This window comes from Sphingomonas cannabina (assembly GCF_021391395.1).
Taxonomy (GTDB): domain Bacteria; phylum Pseudomonadota; class Alphaproteobacteria; order Sphingomonadales; family Sphingomonadaceae; genus Sphingomonas; species Sphingomonas cannabina.
Map to the genome: position 1 here is coordinate 2,988,038 of NZ_CP090059.1, position 16,911 is coordinate 3,004,948.

Here is a 16,911-nt window from a genome sequence, read left to right on the forward strand (position 1 = left end):
GACCTATGTGGAGCACGAGCGCCCGCCTGATCCGGGCGAGCATCTGGGGAGCGGCCGTGCTGTCGCTCGCGGCCTGCGGGAACGAGCCGCCCAAGACCGCGTCGAGCAAGGCGCCGGCGCCGGGCATGGGCAAGGGCTATTCGCATGATCCCTATCCCTCCACCTACCGGCCCTATCCCGGCGTGCCGACGGTGGTGCGCGGCGTCACCATCTACGACGGCGAAGGCGGCCGGATCGACAACGGCGCGGTGCTGTTCGCCGACGGCAAGATCGTTGCGGTCGGCCAGAGCGTCGACGCGCCCGCCGGCGCGACCGTGATCGACGGCACCGGCAAATGGGTGACCCCCGGCATCATCGACATCCACAGCCACCTCGGCGACTATCCCAGCCCCGGCATCGCCGCGCTGTCCGACGGCAACGAGGCGACCTCGCCCGTCACCGCCGACGTCTGGGCCGAGCACAGCGTGTGGCCGCAGGACCCCGGCTTCGGCCGCGCGCTCGCCAACGGCGGCGTCACCACGCTCCAGATCCTGCCCGGCTCCGCCAATCTGTTTGGCGGGCGATCGGTGGTGGTGAAGAACGTCTACGCCCGCACCATGCAGGCGATGAAGTTCCCCGGCGCCCCCTATGGCCTCAAGATGGCCTGCGGCGAGAACCCCAAGCGCGTCTACGGCGGCAAGCAGCGCCAGCCCTCGACCCGCATGGGCAACATCGCGGTCGACCGCGCCACCTGGGCGCGCGCGGCCGAGTACAAGCGCAAGTGGGACAAATACGAGAAGGACGGCGGCGATCCGCCCACCCGCGACATCGCGCTGGACACGCTGCGCGGCGTGCTCTCGGGCGAGATCCTGGTGCAGAACCACTGCTACCGCGCCGACGAGATGGCCGTCGTCATGGATATGGCCAAGGAGTTCGGCTACCACGTCGCCGCCTTCCACCACGCGGTCGAGGCCTACAAGATCGCCGACCTGCTCAAGGCCAACGACACCTGCGCCGCGGTGTGGGCCGACTGGTATGGCTTCAAGATGGAAAGCTACGACGGGATTCCGGAAAATCTCGCGATCCTGCACAAGGCCGGCGCCTGCGCGATGATCCATTCCGACGACGAGAACGGCATCCAGCGGCTCAATCAGGAGGTCGCCAAGGCGCTCGCCGCCGGCCGCCATGCCGGCATCCAGGTTCCGGACGAGGTCGCCTGGAAATGGCTGGCGATCAACCCGGCCAGGGCGCTCGGCATCGCCGACAGGACCGGCAGCCTCAAGCCCGGCAAGATGGCCGATGTTGTGCTGTGGAACGGCAATCCGCTCAGCGTCTACACAAGGCCCGAGAAGGTGTGGGTCGACGGGGCGCTGCTCTACGACGCCGACAATCCGAAGCTGAGGCCCGTGAGCGATTTCGAGCTGGGCCAGCCGGGCGAGGGAGACGTGAAATGAAGCGCTTCCTCCTCCTCTCCGCGGCCGCCCTGCTCGCTAGCCCTGCCGCGGCGCAGACGATCGCGATTACCGGCGGCACCGTCGCGATCGGCGACGGCTCTGCTCCGGTCGAGAACGGCACGGTCGTGATCCGCGACGGGCGCATCGTCGCCGCCGGCGCAGGCGTGGCGGTGCCGGCCGGGGCGACGGTGGTCGACGCCAAAGGCAAGTGGATCGCCGCCGGCATGGTCGCGGGGCTCAGCGGCCTCGGCCTGCTCGACGCGGGCGGGATCGGCGAGAGCAACGACAGCGCCTCGCGCGGATCGCCGTTCAAGGCGGCGATCGACGTGTCGGTGGCGATCAATCCCAATGCGGCGATGGTCGGCAACGAGCGCGCCGGCGGCGTCACCCGCGCGATCGTCGCGCCCGATGCCGGCGGCTCGATCTTCGCGGGCCAGGGCGCGGTGATCGATCTCGGCGCCGACCCCGATCCGCTGACGAGGGCGCGCGCCTTCCAATATGTCGAGCTCGGCGAAGGCGGCGCGGCGCAGGCGGGCGGCAGCCGGCCGGCGGCCTATGTCGGCCTCCACGATGCGCTCGCGCAGGCCGAGGACTATCGCCGCAATCCGGCGGGCTTCGACGGCCGCAGCCGCGACGCGCTGCTCACCCGCGCCGACGCGCAGGCGCTGCTGCAGGTGCTCGACGGCGCCATGCCGCTGCTCGTCCATGTCGAGCGCGCGAGCGACATCCGCACCGTGCTCGCGCTGCCGAAACGTTATCCCAAGCTCCGCCTGGTGCTGGTCGGCGCGGCGGAGGGCTGGATGGTCGCACGCGAGATCGCGGCGGCCAGGGTGCCGGTGATCGCCTCCGCGCTCGCCGACCTGCCCGCGTCGTTCGAATCGCTGGCAGCGACCGAAAGCAACGTCGGCCGCCTCACCCAGGCCGGCGCGACCGTCGGCATCCTGTCGCAGGGCAATGGGGGCGAACACACCCTCAAGCAATTCGCCGGCAACCTCGTCGCGATCACCAAGGTGCCGGGCGCGACCGGCCTCGACTGGGGCAAGGCGTTCGCCACCATTACCTCAAGGCCGGCGGCCGCGCTGGGGCTGGACGGCGAGATCGGCTCGCTTCGGCCTGGCCGGCGTGCCGACGTGGTGCTGTGGGACGGCGACCCGCTCGAGCTCTCCTCGATGCCCGTGGCGGTGTGGATCGACGGCCAGCAGCAGCCGCTGGATTCCCGCCAGCGCAAGCTCAGGAACCGCTACCTGACGCCGACCGAGGGCAGCCTGCCCAAGGCCTACGAGCGTTGACGCCCTGGGCTGTGCCGACGTTCAGCAAGACGGGCTGACATTCAAGGGTGTTCACGCGAGCCCCTTTAAGCCCCTCCCCTTCAGGGGAGGGGTTGGGGTGGGGCGTATCCACGGGCGAATAGCTTGCGGCACTGCCCCACCCCCAACCCCTCCCCTGAAGGGGAGGGGCTAATTCGCTGGATGTCGATCGGCCCCATTCCGCGCCGGCGGGTAGCCTCCAGCCCGCCACCGCCGCTTGCAATGTAGGATTTCGCCTGCTTGGCTCGCCCGGTCCGAGCCGCGCAAGCATCGGTCTGCTCTTTGATCCCGTCGATCTTATCCATACCACGTCACCGCCGCGCCAATGTCGTGTCGCCGTCGCGCGGGTGTTACGTTGTCGTTGCGTGAGTGTCGCGTCACCGTCGCGCCGGTGTCGCGTCGTCGTTGCGTCCACGTCGCCTATCTGTCGCATCCATGTAGCTTCAGAGCGGACCGGTTCGCGCACACACGCCCCGAGTCAATTTAGTCAACATTTTCGGGTGTCCTGATACCCGCGGCGCCATCCGGATCGGGGGCCGTTCTACCCGTGACTTTCGTGACCTTCGACGGTTTTCCGCGGGTTTCCGGCGCCTGCCCTAACGCCCTGCCGTCGCTGCTTCAGTCGATGGCGGCTGCGGCAACCGGCACCGTCGCGGCCGGCGCCTGAACCGGCTCCGCCTCGCGCCGCGGCTTCGCTTTCCATAGGCTCTTGAGCTTCAGGAACGGCTGCTCGACGACATAATAGGAAAGCACCGCGCAGACGAAGGTGATCGCGACGTACATCAGCCCGTGCACCGGATCGTGGTATTTCTTCGCCGGATCGACGAACCACGCCGCCGCGCCGTGCCAGATGTAGAGCGAGTAGCTGATCCGGCCGACCCATGCGACCGGCGCGAGATTGAACACGGTCTGGAGCGGCGCCGCACGCTGCCCGAACACGACGTTCGCGACGAGTAGCAGGCAGGCGACACCGCGCATCGTGTAGCGGATCGTGTCCTTGAAATAGGGATCGCGGAACACGTAGCTCAGCAGCAGGATCACGCCCCCGGCGATCAGCGCGCGGTTGCTGCTGAGGATCGCGATCAGCCGCTGCGCCTGCGCTGTCTCGCAGATCACCGCGAGCAGCACGCCCCAGGCGATCGAATCGAACCGCGTCTCCGACAGGCGGTAGATGATGTCCGTGTCGAGGAACTCGGGATGCAGGCCGAGATAAAGGAACCGCAGCAGGAACGGCACGACGCACATCGCCGCCGCGAACATCAGCATCGGCCGTACCCGCGCCGCGACCATCAGGATCACGAACGGCATGATGAAGTAGAAATGCTCCTCGACCGCCAGCGACCACAAAGTGCCGATCGGCAGGATGCGCGGCGTGCCCGTCCACTCCTGCCAGGAGCAGAGATAGTTGACGAAGTAGAGGAACACCGACGCCGGCTCGATCACAGGGAACGCGATGCCGCGCGCCCAGGCCAGCGCCATGATCACGGCCATATAGGCGATCAGCACCGGATAGAGCCGCAGCAGGCGGCGGAAGTAGAAATAGCCGATCGCCACCTCGCCGTCGCGCTTGGCCTCGGCAAAGAACAGCCGCGTGATCAGGAACCCGCTGATGACGAAGAAGATATAGACGCCGAGCGAGGAGAAGCCGCCCATCTCCCCCATGAAGAAATGGCCGACGATGACGATCGCGATGCTGAGCGCGCGCAGCCCGTCGAGGCCGGGGATGAAGCCGGAGCCGCTGCGGATGCGATCGGGGCCGAGATGCGGGGCTTCCGCAGGAAGGATCTGCATCCCGACGCTCCTTTTCACTCGACACGATCGCCTACGGGCAGCGGCTCATATTGCTGCAAGCGCGAACAGCCGGACGTTGAAAGCGGCGACGTCAAGCCGTCAAGGCGAAGCGCCCAGTCGATGCGACGAGCCGCGACATTCCCGCGATGTCTACCGGAGGCGGAAGCGGGTGCCGATCCACAGGGTCCGCGGGGCGGCGCGTTCGATCGAGCCGTCGCTGCCGATCCCGGCTTCGATCCGCGTATCGGTGATGTTCTCGCCGCGCGCCTCGATCAGCAGGCTGCGCCCGACCGGCACCGCCACCCGCGCGTCGAGGGTGGCAGCGTCGTCGAGCGGCTCGCGGTTCTGGTCGTCCTCGAACTGCGAGGCGACGTAGCGGCCGGTGAGCGCGACCGACAATCCCGACGGGCGGGTCCAGGCGAGACTCAGGCTGCCGGTATCCCGCGGCGTCTGCGCCGGCCGAAGCCCGTCGAGCGGCGCGGCGGTACCGCTCGCCTCGACGCGCGGGTCGACGTGCGACCAGGAGACGCGGGCACTGAACGCGCCGAAGCTGGCGTTCGCATCCGCCTCGATCCCCCGCGAACGCACGCGGTCGAGGTTCTGCCGGACGAGGTAGAAGCCCGCGGCCGAGACGAAGCCGACGCCGGGAAAGGTCCCCGGCCCCTTCGCGACGGTGACATTGGCGATCGCATCGTCGAGGCGATTGTCGAAGGCCGTCAGCGACAGCCGCACGCCGGGCAGCGGGGTCAGGTCGATCCCCCCTTCGAAGCCCGTCAGCTTCTCGGGCGCGAGCGCGGCATTGGCGGCGGTAGCGTCCGCTCCGACGCGGAACGGCCGGTAGAGCTCGTTGAGGGTCGGCAGCCGCCAGCCGCGATAGGCGGCGGCACGCAGCGTGAGCGCGGACGCCGGCTTCCAGGCGATCGCGGCGCGGCCGGTGGCTTCGGTGCCGTCGCGATCGGGGAAGCGATTGTCGGTCAACGCCGCGCCGCCGGCGAGCGGATATTCGGTCAGGCTGCCGTCCATGATCCGCCACCAGTCGATCCGACCGCCCAGGCTCAGCGTCACGTCTCCAAGCGCGACGCTACCGTCGGCGAACAGGCCCATCGTCCGGTTCTCGCCCCCGGCATCGCGGCGGCGCGTCGGCAGGCCGGCGACGAACGTGTAGAGCTCCTGCGTGCGTCCCGATACGGCGCGCACGTCAGCACCGAGCCGCAGGTCGATGCCGCTCCCCAGCGGCGGCTGCACCTCGATCCGTCCGCCGAGGCCGGTCGCCGGCACGTTGAACTGGTTGAGCGTCATCGTCGCGCCGGTCCGTCCGTCGGCGATGCTCGCGAACTGGCTCGAGAAGCCGCGCGTCTGCAGATAGGCCAGCGCTGACCAGCCCCAGCGCCCGCGCGACACGATCCGCACGCTCGCGTCCGCGCCTTCGCTCGAATTGGCGGTGAAGTTCACGCCCCGATCACGCCGATCGGTGAAGGCGGAGAGATTGGCCTGAAGCTCCGTATCGCCGCCGAGCGCGATCACGCCGCGCACGGCGCCGCTGGCGGATTCATAGGGCGCCGGGCGATCCGCCGGCCCGCGATCCTCGGCCACCACCGGAATGAAGCCGTCGCCGCGTGCATAGGCGCCCGATACGGTCGCGAAGCCGTTGCCGCGCACCAGCGCCGCCGATCCGCCCGCTTCGACCGAATCCCGGCTGCCATAGGCTAGGCGCGCCGTCAGCGGATCGAGCTGATCCGGCCGCGCGCTCTCCAGCTCGACCGTTCCGGCAAGCGCCCCTGCCCCAGCATAGCCGCTGCCCCCGCCGCGCGTCACGCGGATCGCCCCCAGCCGGTCGAGCGCATAGGCGGGAAACGCCACCCATCCGCCGAACGGATCCGATTGCGGCACCCCATCGAGGATCAGCAGTGCGCGGCTCGAGGCATTACCGCCGATGCCGCGCAACGTGATGCCCTGGCTCGTCGGATTTGCACTACGCGAATCCGACCGGCGGAACTGTTGCAGCCCGGCGACGTCACGCAACACATCCTCCAGCCGGCTGCTCGCCGAGGCTTCGATCTCCGCCCGGTCGATGGTGACGGTGTCGTAACCACGCTCGCCGGGCTGTTCCTCCAGTCCCTGGCCGGTGACGACGATGTCCGGCGCTTCCTGCGCAAGGGCCGGCGCCGCCGCCAGCAGCAAGGGAATCCCGACGATCGACCGCATATTATTCCTCCCCTTGAGGCCTTGCCCGTTACGGTGGAATGCGCAAACCTCCAAATTGCTCTTGCCGGGAACGTGTAACCGGTTACAAAGGGTCATCGGTTCAGCGCGGGGGGAACATGCGCGGGCCGCAGGAGACCTGGGGCGATGGGCGAAGCGACAATCCGCGATGTGGCACGGCGTGCCGAGCTGTCGGTGGCATCGGTCAGTCGCGCCCTCAATGGCCACAAGAGCGTGCGCTCCGAAACGCGCGCCCGGGTGATCGCGGCGGCGGAGGCGCTGGGCTATGTCCCCCACGCCGGCGCGCGCAGCCTCAGCATGGCGCGCACCCACGCGATCGGCGTAGTGCTGCCCGACCTCCACGGCGAGTTCTTCTCGGAAATTCTGCGCGGCATGGACGGCGAGGCCAAGGGCCTCGGCCTGCAGCTGCTGCTCTCGAACATGCACGCCGATATCCATCAGGCGGTGCAGGCGCTGAAGGCGATGCGCGGGCGCGTCGACGGGCTGGTGCTGATGGCGCCACAGGCGAACTCGGCCGCGCTGGTCGAGGCGCTGCCCGCGACGCTGCCGGCGGTGCTGGTCAACAGCCGCGCCGCCAGCGCCGGCCGTCCCCTGCTCAGGATCGACAACCGTGCCGGCGCCGCAGCGGTGGTCGAGCACCTCCTCGCCCAAGGCCGGCGCCATATCGTCCATATCGGTGGCCCCGACAGCAACGTCGACGCGCAGGAGCGCTCGGCCGGATTCCTGGAGGCGATGCGCAGCCATGCGCCCGACGTCACGGCGCGCGTGATCTCCGGCGACTTCTCGGAAGAGGCCGGCGAAGCCGCCGCACGCGCGATCCTCGCCGGCAGCGAGCCGGTCGACGCGGTGTTCGCCGCCAACGACATGATGGCGATCGGCTGCCTCCAGGCGCTGCGCGCAGCAGGAGTCGCGGTGCCGGAGCGGATCGCGGTTGCCGGCTTCGACGACGTCCCGGTGGCGCGCTACCTGTCGCTCACCACGGTACGCGTGCGAATCGCGGAGATCGGCGCGCGCGCGATCCAATGCCTCGACGCGCTGCTGGAGGGGCGCGATGTCGACGAGGTCGAGCTGCACGCGCCCGAGCTGGTGGTGCGCGGGACGACCGTTCCCACCCCAACTAAGCAGCGATTCTAGGTCTCCCTCCGGCACCGCAATCAACGCAGTCCCACCTTTCGGAAAGTTCGCCCACCCATGATTACCCGTCGCGCGCTCCTGGCCCAGGCTCCAGTGGCGGCAGGTGCGCTCGCACTCGGCGGCTGCGTGGTCGATCGGCTCGGCGCCGGCGGCCGCGCGCCCACCTCGCTCCCTACCGTCTTCGATGACATCGAGGAGCGCACCTTCCGCTGGTTCTGGGATACCGCCAATCCCGCGAACGGCCTGGTCCCGGACAATTGGCCGAACCCGACCTTCTGCAGCATCGCCGCGGTCGGCTTCGCCCTCACCGCCTATCCGGTGGGCGTCGCGCGCGGCTGGATCAGCCGGCGGCACGCGCGCGAGCGGACGTTGACGACGCTCCGCTTCTTCCACGACGCGCCCCAAGGTGAGGCCGAGAAGGGTATCAGCGGCTACAAGGGCTTCTTCTACCATTTCCTCGACATGGAAACCGGCCTCCGCTTCGGCCGGGCCGAGCTATCCAGCGTCGACACGACATTGCTGTTCGGCGGCATCCTGTTCGCCGGCCAGTGGTTCGACGGCGATCATCCCGAGGAAGCGGAGATCCGCCGCCTCGCGCAGGCGATCTACGAGCGCGCCGACTGGCCATGGTTCCAGCGCGGCCAGCCGGTGATCTCGATGGGCTGGCATCCGGAGAGCGGCTTCATCACGAAGAACTGGGACGGTTATATCGAGGGCATGCTGATCTACGTGCTGGCGCTCGGGTCGCCCACGCACCCGGTCGGCCCCGAGGCGTGGGATGCCTGGTGCGCACCCTATGACAAATATTGGCGCGGCGAAGGCCCGACCCGCCACCTCGCCTTCGCGCCCCAGTTCGGCCACCAGTACAGCCACCTCTGGGTCGATTTCCGCGGCATCCAGGACAAGGTGATGCGCGAGGCCGGCTTCGATTATTTCGAGAACAGCCGCCGCGCGACCGTCGCGCAGCGCAGCTATGCGATCGCCAATCCGATGAAGTGGGACGGCTATTCGGAGACGATCTGGGGCCTCACCGCCTGCGTCGGTCCGGCCCACGTCAAGCGCGAGTTCAAGGGCGAGGAGCGGCAGTTCCTCAGCTATTCCGCGCGCGGCCCGATCGACTTCCCCGACGGTCGCGACGACGGCACGATCGCGCCGACCGCGGCGATCGGCTCCCTCCCCTTCGCGCCGGAGATCGTGGTGCCGGCGACGCTGGCGATGCGCGAATGGGGGGGCGGCCGGCTCTATGGCCATTACGGCTTCTACGACGCCTTCAACCCCAGCTTCCGCTGGGCCGATGTCGACCTCACCTTCGGCAAGGTCGATCCGGCAGTCGGCTGGGTCTCGGACAATTATCTCGGCATCGACCAGGGGCCGATCGTCGGCATGATCGCCAATCACCGCGACGATTTCGTCTGGCGCACGATGCGCCAGGTGCCGGCGATCCGCCGCGGGCTGGAGCGCGCCGGCTTCACCGGCGGCTGGCTCGCGGCGGGTTAGCTCAGTCCGCCGCCGGCCTGCGCGCGTAGATGCCGTAGACCGCGATGACCGCATAGCAGGCCACCGGGATCAGCATCGCGAACGGCAGGCTGGTCGCATCGGCGAGGCCGCCGGTCATCAGCGGAATGACCGCGCCGCCGAAGATCGCGACGTTGATGATGCCCGATCCGTCGGCCGCGCGGCTGCCCAGCTTCTCGCTGGCCAGGGTGAAGATCGTCGGGAACATGATCGAGTTCATCAGCCCCACCGCGAGCAACGTATTGGCCGAGATCGCGCCGGTCGTGGTGATCGAGGTGAGGACCAGCGCGATCGCGCCCACCGCGACGCCGGCCAGCACCTTGCCCGGGCTGACGACGCGCAGCACCGCCGAGCCGATGAACCGCCCGACCATCGCGCCGCCCCAGTAGAACAGCAACTGCTTGCCCGCCGACTGCTCGGTCAGGCAGAGCGTGTGGTCCGACTTCAGATAGTTGACGAGCGTCGATCCGATCGCGACCTCCGCGCCGACATAGAGGAAGATGCACAGCGCGCCGAACGCGAAGCGCGGCCGCTTGAGCAGCGCGAAGCTGCCGGCCAGGCTGGTGACCTCATGCCGCTCACCCTTCAGCCGGTTGCGCAGCACCCACACCACCGTCGCGATCACCGCGAGCGCCACCGCCAGGCCGACATAGGTATGCGCGACCGCCTGCGTCTCGGCGATGCGATAGGCGGCGGTCGGCACGACCGTGCTCTGCTGCCCGCCCCGGCATTCGGGGTCGACGATCCGCGTCACGTCCCAGAAGGGCTGGGCCTCGGTACCGGCCTTGGCGGCGAGCGGCGCCAGGATCAGGATCGACCCGACGAATGGAAAGATGGTGGTGCCGACCGAATTGAACGCCTGCGCAAAGGTGAGCCGGCTGTGCGCCGTCCGCGGCGGGCCGAGCAGACTGATCAGCGGATTCGACACGATCTGGACGAGCACCACGCCGGTGGCGAGCACGAACAGCGCCAGCAGGAACAGCCCGTAGATGCCCGTCCGCGACGCCGGGATGAACATCAGGCACCCGGCCATCATCGTCAGCAGCCCCGCCACCGCGCCGCGCATGTATCCGATCCGCTTGACGAACATCGCGCCCGGGATGCCGACCACCGCATAGGCGGTGAAGAAACAGAACTGGATCAGCATCGCCTGGGTGTAGTTGAGCGTGAACAGGTCCTTGAGCTTCGGGATGATCACGTCGTTGAGGCTGGTGATGCCGCCGAAGATGAAGAACAGGGCGAGGACGAAGCCCCGGAGCTCCGGCGCGTTCACCCAGCCGCCGCTGCCGATATCGGCGGACGGATCGGTGCTGCTCGTCGTCTCGGGCGCGGGTGCCAGGGCCATTCTCGTCCTCTCCGGTTATGCGCGCGGGAAGCTAGCAGTCTCGCGGAATTAAGAAAGATGTTTTCCGGATTCGCTCTTTCCCTGCGCGCCCGGCGATGCTCTAACCGGCGTCATGCACACGGCCCGCAGCATCAGCCTCGTCACGGCGCTCGCCCTCATCCTCGCCTCTCCCGGTCTCGCGCAGGATGTCGATCCGTTCATCGGCACCGGCGGAGAAGGCCATACCTTCCCCGGCGCCGTCGCGCCTTTCGGGATGGTGCAGCTGAGCCCCGACACCGACACCACCTGTCAGATCCGCGAATGCTACGGCCACGCCGCCGGCTATCGTTACGACGATCCGACGATCCAGGGTTTCTCCCACACCCATTTCTCCGGCGCGGGCCATTCCGATCTCGGCGATTTTCTGGTGATGCCGGTGAGCGGCGATGCCGTGCCGCTGGAGCCGGGCGACGCCGCCAAGCCGGGCTCAGGCTACCGCTCGCGATTCAGCCACCAGAACGAGGTCGCCGAGCCCGGCTATTATGCCGTGACCCTGACCGATCCCGGTGTACGTGCGGAGATGACCGCGGGCACGCGCGTCGGTGTGCATCGCTACACCTTTCCCGCCGGTAAGGCCGCGCATCTCGTGCTCGACCTCAGGACCTCGCTCTACAATTATCCGGGCAAGGTGCTGTGGTCCTCGCTGCGGCTCCATCCCGACGGCACCATCACCGGCACGCGCCAGACTCGCGGCTGGGCGCCCGACCGGCAGCTGTTCTTCGCGATGCGGCTGTCGGCGCCGCTCAAGGATCATGCCTTCGTCAACACCGAGAAGGATATCGCCTACAAGGGCTTCCAGGGCCCGGGCCGCGGCACCGACACGGTCGCCGAACGGACTGGTCGCGCGCTGGTGGGTCGGCTCGACCTCGGCCCGCTCGACAAGCCGCTGGAGGTGAAGGTCGCGATCTCCTCGGTAGACGAGGCCGGCGCGATCGCCAACCTCGACGCGGAGCCCGGCGACTTCGATGCAATCCGCGCGAAGACGACCGCGGCCTGGAAGGAGGCGCTCGGCGCGCTGCAGATCGAGGCCGCGGCGCCGATGAAGACCGGCGTGATGACCGCCTTCTACCACACGCTGCTCGCCCCCTCGGTCGCAGGCGATGCCGACGGGCGCTGGCGCGGACCGGACAATGCCGTGCACAAGGCCGAGGGCTATACCTTCCGCTCGACCTTCTCTCTGTGGGATACTTTCCGCGCCGAGCATCCGTTACTGACGCTGGTGCAGCCCGAGAAGGTCAATTCGGAGATCGTCCGCTCGCTGATCGACAGCCAGCGGGTGAGCCCGGACGGCATCCTGCCGGTCTGGCAGTTCCAGGGACGCGAGACCTGGACGATGATCGGCTATCACGCGGTGCCGGTGATCGCCGACGCCTGGCTGAAGGGCATCCGAGGCTTCGACGGCGAGGCGGCGCTGAAGGCGATGGTCGCGAGCGCCACCTATGCGCCCTACGGCGGGCTCGGCGACTATATGAAGCTCGGCTACGTCCCCATCGACCGCGAGCCGGAAGCCGCCTCCAAGACCGTCGAATACGCCTATGACGACTGGACCATCGCCCGCATGGCCGCGGACCTCGGCAAGCAGGATGTCGCCGCCGAGTTCCGGAAACGCGCCGGCTATTGGCGCAACAGCTTCGACGCGAAGACCGGCTTCCTGCGCGCCCGCAAGGCCGACGGCAGCTTCCGCGTGCCATTCGATCCGACCGCGATCAACTACGGCTCCGACTATACCGAGGGCAATGCCTGGCAATACAGCTGGTTCGTGCCGCAGGACCAGGCGGCGCTGTTCAAGACCATGGGCGGCGACAAGGCCGCGGTCGCCAAGCTCGACGCCATGTTCGACTTCGACAATTCGAAGATCGACTACAGCCATGCCGAGGACATCGCCGGCCTGATCGGCCAGTACATCCACGGCAACGAGCCCAGCCATCACGTCGCCTATCTCTACAACTATGCCGGCGCGCCGTGGCGGACGCAGGAGCGGCTGAAGCAGATCGTCGACACGATGTACAAGCCGACGCCCGACGGCCTCTCCGGCAACGATGACCTCGGGCAGATGTCGGCGTGGCTGGTGTTCACCGCGCTCGGCTTCTATCCCGTGACCCCGGGCAGCCTCGAATATGTGATCGGAAGGCCCTTCGTGGACCGTGCGACGCTCAACCTGCCGAACGGCAAGCGCTTCACCGTCGTCGCCGACGGGCTCAGCGACGCCAACCGCTACGTCGGCGAGGTGCTGCTCGACGGCAAGCCGCTCGCGCGCGGCTATATCCGCCACCAGGAGATCATGGCCGGCGGCGAGCTGCGCTTCCGGATGAACGAGACGCCCAACAAGAGCTGGGCAACCTCCCCCGCCGCCCGGCCCTATTCGATGTCGACGGAGCGCTGAGATGCGGGTGGCGGTGTTCGGGACCAAACCCTACGACCGCCGCTTCCTCGATGCCGCCAATGCGGCGTTCGGGCATGACCTCATATATCTCGAGCCACGCCTCGACGCTTCGACGGTGCTGCTCGCGACCGGCTGCGAGGCGGTGTGCGTCTTCGTCAACGACCGCGCCGATACCGCGGTGCTGGAGCGGCTCGCGGCCGAGGGCGTCCGGCTGGTCGCGTTGCGCTGCGCCGGGTTCAACAACGTCGACCTCGCCGCGGCCGAGCGCCACGGCATCGCGGTGGTGCGCGTGCCCGCCTATTCGCCGCACGCGGTCGCCGAGTTCACCATTGGGCTGCTGCTCGCGCTCGACCGCCGCATCCATCGCGCCTGGGCGCGGGTGCGCGAGAACAACTTCGCGCTCGATGGGCTGATCGGCCGCAACCTCCACGGCCGCACCGTCGGCGTGGTCGGCACCGGCAAGATCGGCGCGCTGGTGGCGCGGACGCTGCGGCTCGGCTTCGACTGCGAGGTGCTGGCGTACGACATCGCGGAGGACGAAGCCCTCGTCGCCGCCGGCGTCCGCTACGTCGACTTGCCGACGCTGGGGGCGGAGGCGGAGATCATCACCCTCCACTGCCCCCTCACCCCCGCGACGCGCCACCTGATCGATGCCGATGCGATCGCCCGCGCGCGGCCGGGCGTGCTCATCGTCAACACCAGCCGCGGCGCGCTGATCGACACGGCCGCGCTGATCGAGGGCCTCAAGTCCCGCAGGATCGGCGGCGTCGCGCTCGACGTCTATGAGCAGGAAGGCGACCTGTTCTTCGAGGACCTCTCGAACGAGATCGTCGGCGACGACGTGTTCCAGCGGCTGCTGACCTTTCCCAACGTGCTGATCACCGGCCACCAGGCCTTCCTGACCGAGGAGGCCCTCGGCGCCATCGCGGAGACGACGCTGCAGAGCATCGCCGACGCGGAGGCGGGGCGGCCGCTCGCCAATCGCGTCGATACCGGGCTGGTGGCGAAGGGTTAGGTCGCGCCCCCCAACCGTCACCCCGGACTTGTTCCGGGGTCCACCGGGAGGCAAGGACACGGCAAGAGGTTTGAGTCCAGTCCGCAAGGCTTGGTGGACCCCGGCACAAGGCCGGGGTGACGAAGAAGGGGGGACAGACGGTTGACTGTCGCCCCTGTTGATCGGACGCTAGGCGCGAATATCCCCGCGCGAGGACGCATGAATTCGACGCTTGCCGATACCGCGGCGATCTCCACCAGCCCCGAAACCCCGGCGATCCCCCCCGGCATCGGCCGGCTGCTGCTCTACGGGCTGCTCGGCTTCTCGGCCGGCTTGCCCTTCTACATGTTCTCGACGGTGCTGGTGCTCAGGCTCCAGGCGCATGGCGTGGCATTGGTGGTGCTGGGGTTCTTCGCCTGGGTACAGCTGCTGCCGACCTTCAAGTTCGTCTGGGCGCCGCTGCTCGACCGCTACGACATCCCCGGCTTCGGCCGCTTCTGGGGCAAGCGGCGCGGGTGGATCATGCTGGCGCAGCTCGGCATCTTCACCGCAATGGCGGCGATGGCGTTCACTGCCTCGGACGCGAGCCTGGGCGTGACGGCGCTGTTCGCGGTGCTGCTCGCCTTCTGGACGACGACGCTGGAGGTCGCCGCCGACGCCTGGCGCATCGAGCTGGCGCCCACCCAGGAGCAGCAGGGGCCGATCGCCGCCGCCAACCTGTGGGGCTATCGCACCGCGATGGTGGCGGCGGGCAGCGGCGCGCTGCTGATCGCCGACCAGCCCGGCTGGGGCTGGACCGGCGCCTATCTGGCGATCGCGCTGGCGGCGTTCCTGCCCTTCCCCATCCTCGCGGCGATGCGGCCCGATCCCGGTCACGGCGGCGGGCGACTGGCAGCGCTGGCGACCGGCCTCGTCGCCAGCGGGGCGATCCTCGTCACCGCCATGTTGGTGACCGCCGTAGTCGGCTGGGTGCTGCTGACAGCCGCGGCGGCGGCGGGGATCAGCGACAAGACCAACGTCACCCCCTACGTCCTCGTCGTCTGCATGGTCCCGTTCCTGATCATGGCCGCCGCCGTCCCCGCCATCCGCAAGGCGCCTCCCGAGGCGTGGTTCCGGCGCTCGGTCGCGGTCGGGCCCTATGTCGACTTCTTCCGGCGCTACGCCTTCGCCGCGCTGGTGCTGATGGCGTTCGTCTCGATCTATCGCATGGGCGACGTGCTCGCGCTCAACCTCAGCAAGCCGATGATCAAGGATCTCGGCTATTCGCTGACCCAGATCGGCCGCGCCGACAGCCTGGTCGCACTGGTGGCGAGCATGGTCGGCGTCGGGCTCGGCGGCTGGATGGCGGCGCGCTGGCCGCAGGCGTGGAGCCTGGCGGTCGGGGCGATCTTCGCCGCAATCGGCAATTTCGGTTTCGTCTGGCTGGCGCATCAGCCGACGAACGAATGGCTGCTCTACGTCGCCACCGCCGCCGACCAGTTCGGCAACGGCATGGCGGGCGCGGTGTTCGTCGTCTACCTCTCGCTGCTAGTGAACCCGCGCTATCCGGGGGCACAATATGCCTTCCTGTCGGGCTTCGCCTTCCTGTTGCCGCGCCTGCTCGCGGGTGCCGGAGGCGCGATGGTCGAGCGGATCGGCTACGACAATTTCTTCCTGCTCTCGGGGCTATTGAGCTTGGCCGCGATCGCCTTCCTGCCGGTGCTCGCGCGCATCCGGCCGCGCGCCGACGAGGAGCCCGCATGATCGAGCAAGCCTTCGCCCCCGCCGCCCGCTACCTGGCCGAGGGCCGCATCCCGGGCGCGACGCTGGGCGTCGTCGCGGCCGACGGGCGGCGCTGGGTGACCTACGCCGGCAAGGCCGCGCTCGTGCCCGAGCCCGAGGACCTGACCGAGGACCATTGGTTCGACCTCGCCTCGGTCTCCAAGGTGATCGCGACCACGACGATGATCCTCAGCCTCGCCGACGAAGGACGGATCGACCTCGACCGCCCGCTCACCGACGCGATCCCAGACCTCCGCCAGTACGACGTCGCCAATGCCGCCGAGCGCAGGCTCACCTTCCGCGACTGCCTGGCGCATCGCACCTTTTTCCCCGCGGTCGAGCCGATCTACACCTATGGTGACGATCCAAAGCGGCTGCGCGCCTTCGTGCTGCAGCGCGAGTGGCGCCATGGGGCTCCGGTCTATTCCGACATCAACTTCATCCTGCTCGGCATCGCGATCGAGCGCGTCACCGGCGCACCGCTCTCCGCCTGGCCGCTTGGCCCCGGACTCAGCTACGGCCCCCCGCCCGGCCCCGCCGTCGCGACCGAGCGCTGCGCATGGCGCGAGCGCGTACTGAAGGGCGAGGTGCATGACGAGAATTGCGCGGCGATGGGCGGCGAGACCGGCCACGCCGGGCTGTTCGGCACCGTCGCCGGCGTGCTCGACTTCGCGCAGGGCCTGCTCGGCGGCAGCGGCGCGAGCCCCACGATGCTGGCGGCGATCCGCACGCCCCAGTACGAGCACCGCACGTGCGGCTGGGAACGCAAGTTCGCCGGCTGGTCGGGCGGCCAGGCCTGCTCCGACGAGACGATCGGCCATACCGGCTTCACCGGCACCGGTCTGTGGGTGGATTTCGCACGCGGCATCGCCTGGACACTGCTCACCAACCGCGTCCATCCGACGCGGCATTTCGACAGCGGTATCTTCCAGCTGCGCCCGGCGACGGGGGATGCAGTGATCGCCGCGTTCGACCGGTTGTAAGCG

Annotated in this window: 11 protein-coding genes; 8 read left to right on the top strand and 3 right to left on the bottom strand. The window is 68.8% G+C overall.

Annotated features, from left to right (window positions below):
- Positions 1–5 precede the first annotated feature (5 nt).
- Positions 6–1,433: an amidohydrolase gene (locus tag LZK98_RS14305; RefSeq protein WP_233783039.1), complete on the top strand. Its 1,428-nt coding sequence runs from the start codon at positions 6–8 to the stop codon at positions 1,431–1,433.
- Positions 1,430–2,722: an amidohydrolase family protein gene (locus LZK98_RS14310; protein ID WP_233783040.1), complete on the top strand. Its 1,293-nt coding sequence runs from the start codon at positions 1,430–1,432 to the stop codon at positions 2,720–2,722. Before LZK98_RS14305 ends, LZK98_RS14310 begins: the two co-directional genes overlap by 4 nt.
- A gap of 636 nt (positions 2,723–3,358) precedes the next feature.
- Here the strand turns inward: LZK98_RS14310 and LZK98_RS14315 are convergent.
- Positions 3,359–4,531, bottom strand: coding sequence for an acyltransferase family protein (locus tag LZK98_RS14315; protein ID WP_233783041.1), 1,173 nt, complete (start codon positions 4,529–4,531; stop codon positions 3,359–3,361).
- 150 nt (positions 4,532–4,681) lie between these two features.
- Positions 4,682–6,736: a TonB-dependent receptor gene (locus tag LZK98_RS14320; protein WP_233783042.1), complete on the bottom strand. Its 2,055-nt coding sequence runs from the start codon at positions 6,734–6,736 to the stop codon at positions 4,682–4,684.
- A 144-nt stretch (positions 6,737–6,880) separates the two neighbouring features.
- On the opposite strand from LZK98_RS14320, the gene LZK98_RS14325 reads away from it, so the two are divergent.
- Positions 6,881–7,888: a LacI family DNA-binding transcriptional regulator gene (locus LZK98_RS14325; RefSeq protein WP_233783043.1), complete on the top strand. Its 1,008-nt coding sequence runs from the start codon at positions 6,881–6,883 to the stop codon at positions 7,886–7,888.
- Between the two features lie 57 nt (positions 7,889–7,945).
- Positions 7,946–9,385 carry a glucoamylase family protein gene (locus LZK98_RS14330; RefSeq protein WP_233783044.1) on the top strand — a complete coding sequence of 480 codons (1,440 nt, stop codon included), beginning with the start codon at positions 7,946–7,948 and terminating at the stop codon, positions 9,383–9,385.
- A gap of 1 nt (position 9,386) precedes the next feature.
- Here LZK98_RS14330 and LZK98_RS14335 read toward each other — a convergent pair whose 3' ends face one another.
- Positions 9,387–10,748 (bottom strand): sugar MFS transporter, encoded by a 1,362-nt coding sequence (locus tag LZK98_RS14335; protein WP_233783045.1) that lies wholly within the window; start codon positions 10,746–10,748, stop codon positions 9,387–9,389.
- Between the two features lie 112 nt (positions 10,749–10,860).
- On the opposite strand from LZK98_RS14335, the gene LZK98_RS14340 reads away from it, so the two are divergent.
- The 4 genes from LZK98_RS14340 to LZK98_RS14355 all read left to right on the top strand — a co-directional run bounded on the left by LZK98_RS14340 (position 10,861) and on the right by LZK98_RS14355 (position 16,908).
- Complete coding sequence (locus LZK98_RS14340; protein WP_233783046.1) at positions 10,861–13,170, top strand: GH92 family glycosyl hydrolase; 2,310 nt, start codon at positions 10,861–10,863, stop codon at positions 13,168–13,170.
- A 1-nt stretch (position 13,171) separates the two neighbouring features.
- Positions 13,172–14,185 carry a 2-hydroxyacid dehydrogenase gene (locus LZK98_RS14345; RefSeq protein WP_233783047.1) on the top strand — a complete coding sequence of 338 codons (1,014 nt, stop codon included), beginning with the start codon at positions 13,172–13,174 and terminating at the stop codon, positions 14,183–14,185.
- A gap of 198 nt (positions 14,186–14,383) precedes the next feature.
- A complete protein-coding gene (locus LZK98_RS14350) occupies positions 14,384–15,907 on the top strand; it encodes an MFS transporter (protein WP_233783048.1) in 1,524 nt (507 codons plus the stop codon).
- Positions 15,904–16,908, top strand: a complete 1,005-nt coding sequence (locus LZK98_RS14355) for a serine hydrolase domain-containing protein (protein WP_233783049.1) — start codon at positions 15,904–15,906, stop codon at positions 16,906–16,908. Before LZK98_RS14350 ends, LZK98_RS14355 begins: the two co-directional genes overlap by 4 nt.
- Positions 16,909–16,911: the final 3 nt, after the last annotated feature.

Coding starts and splice junctions, on each gene's coding strand:
- LZK98_RS14335 (WP_233783045.1), bottom strand. CDS start 10,748: ATGGCCCTGGCACCCGCGCCCGAGACGACGAGCAGCACCGATCCGTCC.
- LZK98_RS14355 (WP_233783049.1), top strand. CDS start 15,904: ATGATCGAGCAAGCCTTCGCCCCCGCCGCCCGCTACCTGGCCGAGGGC.
- LZK98_RS14315 (WP_233783041.1), bottom strand. CDS start 4,531: ATGCAGATCCTTCCTGCGGAAGCCCCGCATCTCGGCCCCGATCGCATC.
- LZK98_RS14350 (WP_233783048.1), top strand. CDS start 14,384: ATGAATTCGACGCTTGCCGATACCGCGGCGATCTCCACCAGCCCCGAA.
- LZK98_RS14330 (WP_233783044.1), top strand. CDS start 7,946: ATGATTACCCGTCGCGCGCTCCTGGCCCAGGCTCCAGTGGCGGCAGGT.
- LZK98_RS14305 (WP_233783039.1), top strand. CDS start 6: ATGTGGAGCACGAGCGCCCGCCTGATCCGGGCGAGCATCTGGGGAGCG.
- LZK98_RS14320 (WP_233783042.1), bottom strand. CDS start 6,736: ATGCGGTCGATCGTCGGGATTCCCTTGCTGCTGGCGGCGGCGCCGGCC.
- LZK98_RS14310 (WP_233783040.1), top strand. CDS start 1,430: ATGAAGCGCTTCCTCCTCCTCTCCGCGGCCGCCCTGCTCGCTAGCCCT.
- LZK98_RS14340 (WP_233783046.1), top strand. CDS start 10,861: ATGCACACGGCCCGCAGCATCAGCCTCGTCACGGCGCTCGCCCTCATC.
- LZK98_RS14325 (WP_233783043.1), top strand. CDS start 6,881: ATGGGCGAAGCGACAATCCGCGATGTGGCACGGCGTGCCGAGCTGTCG.
- LZK98_RS14345 (WP_233783047.1), top strand. CDS start 13,172: ATGCGGGTGGCGGTGTTCGGGACCAAACCCTACGACCGCCGCTTCCTC.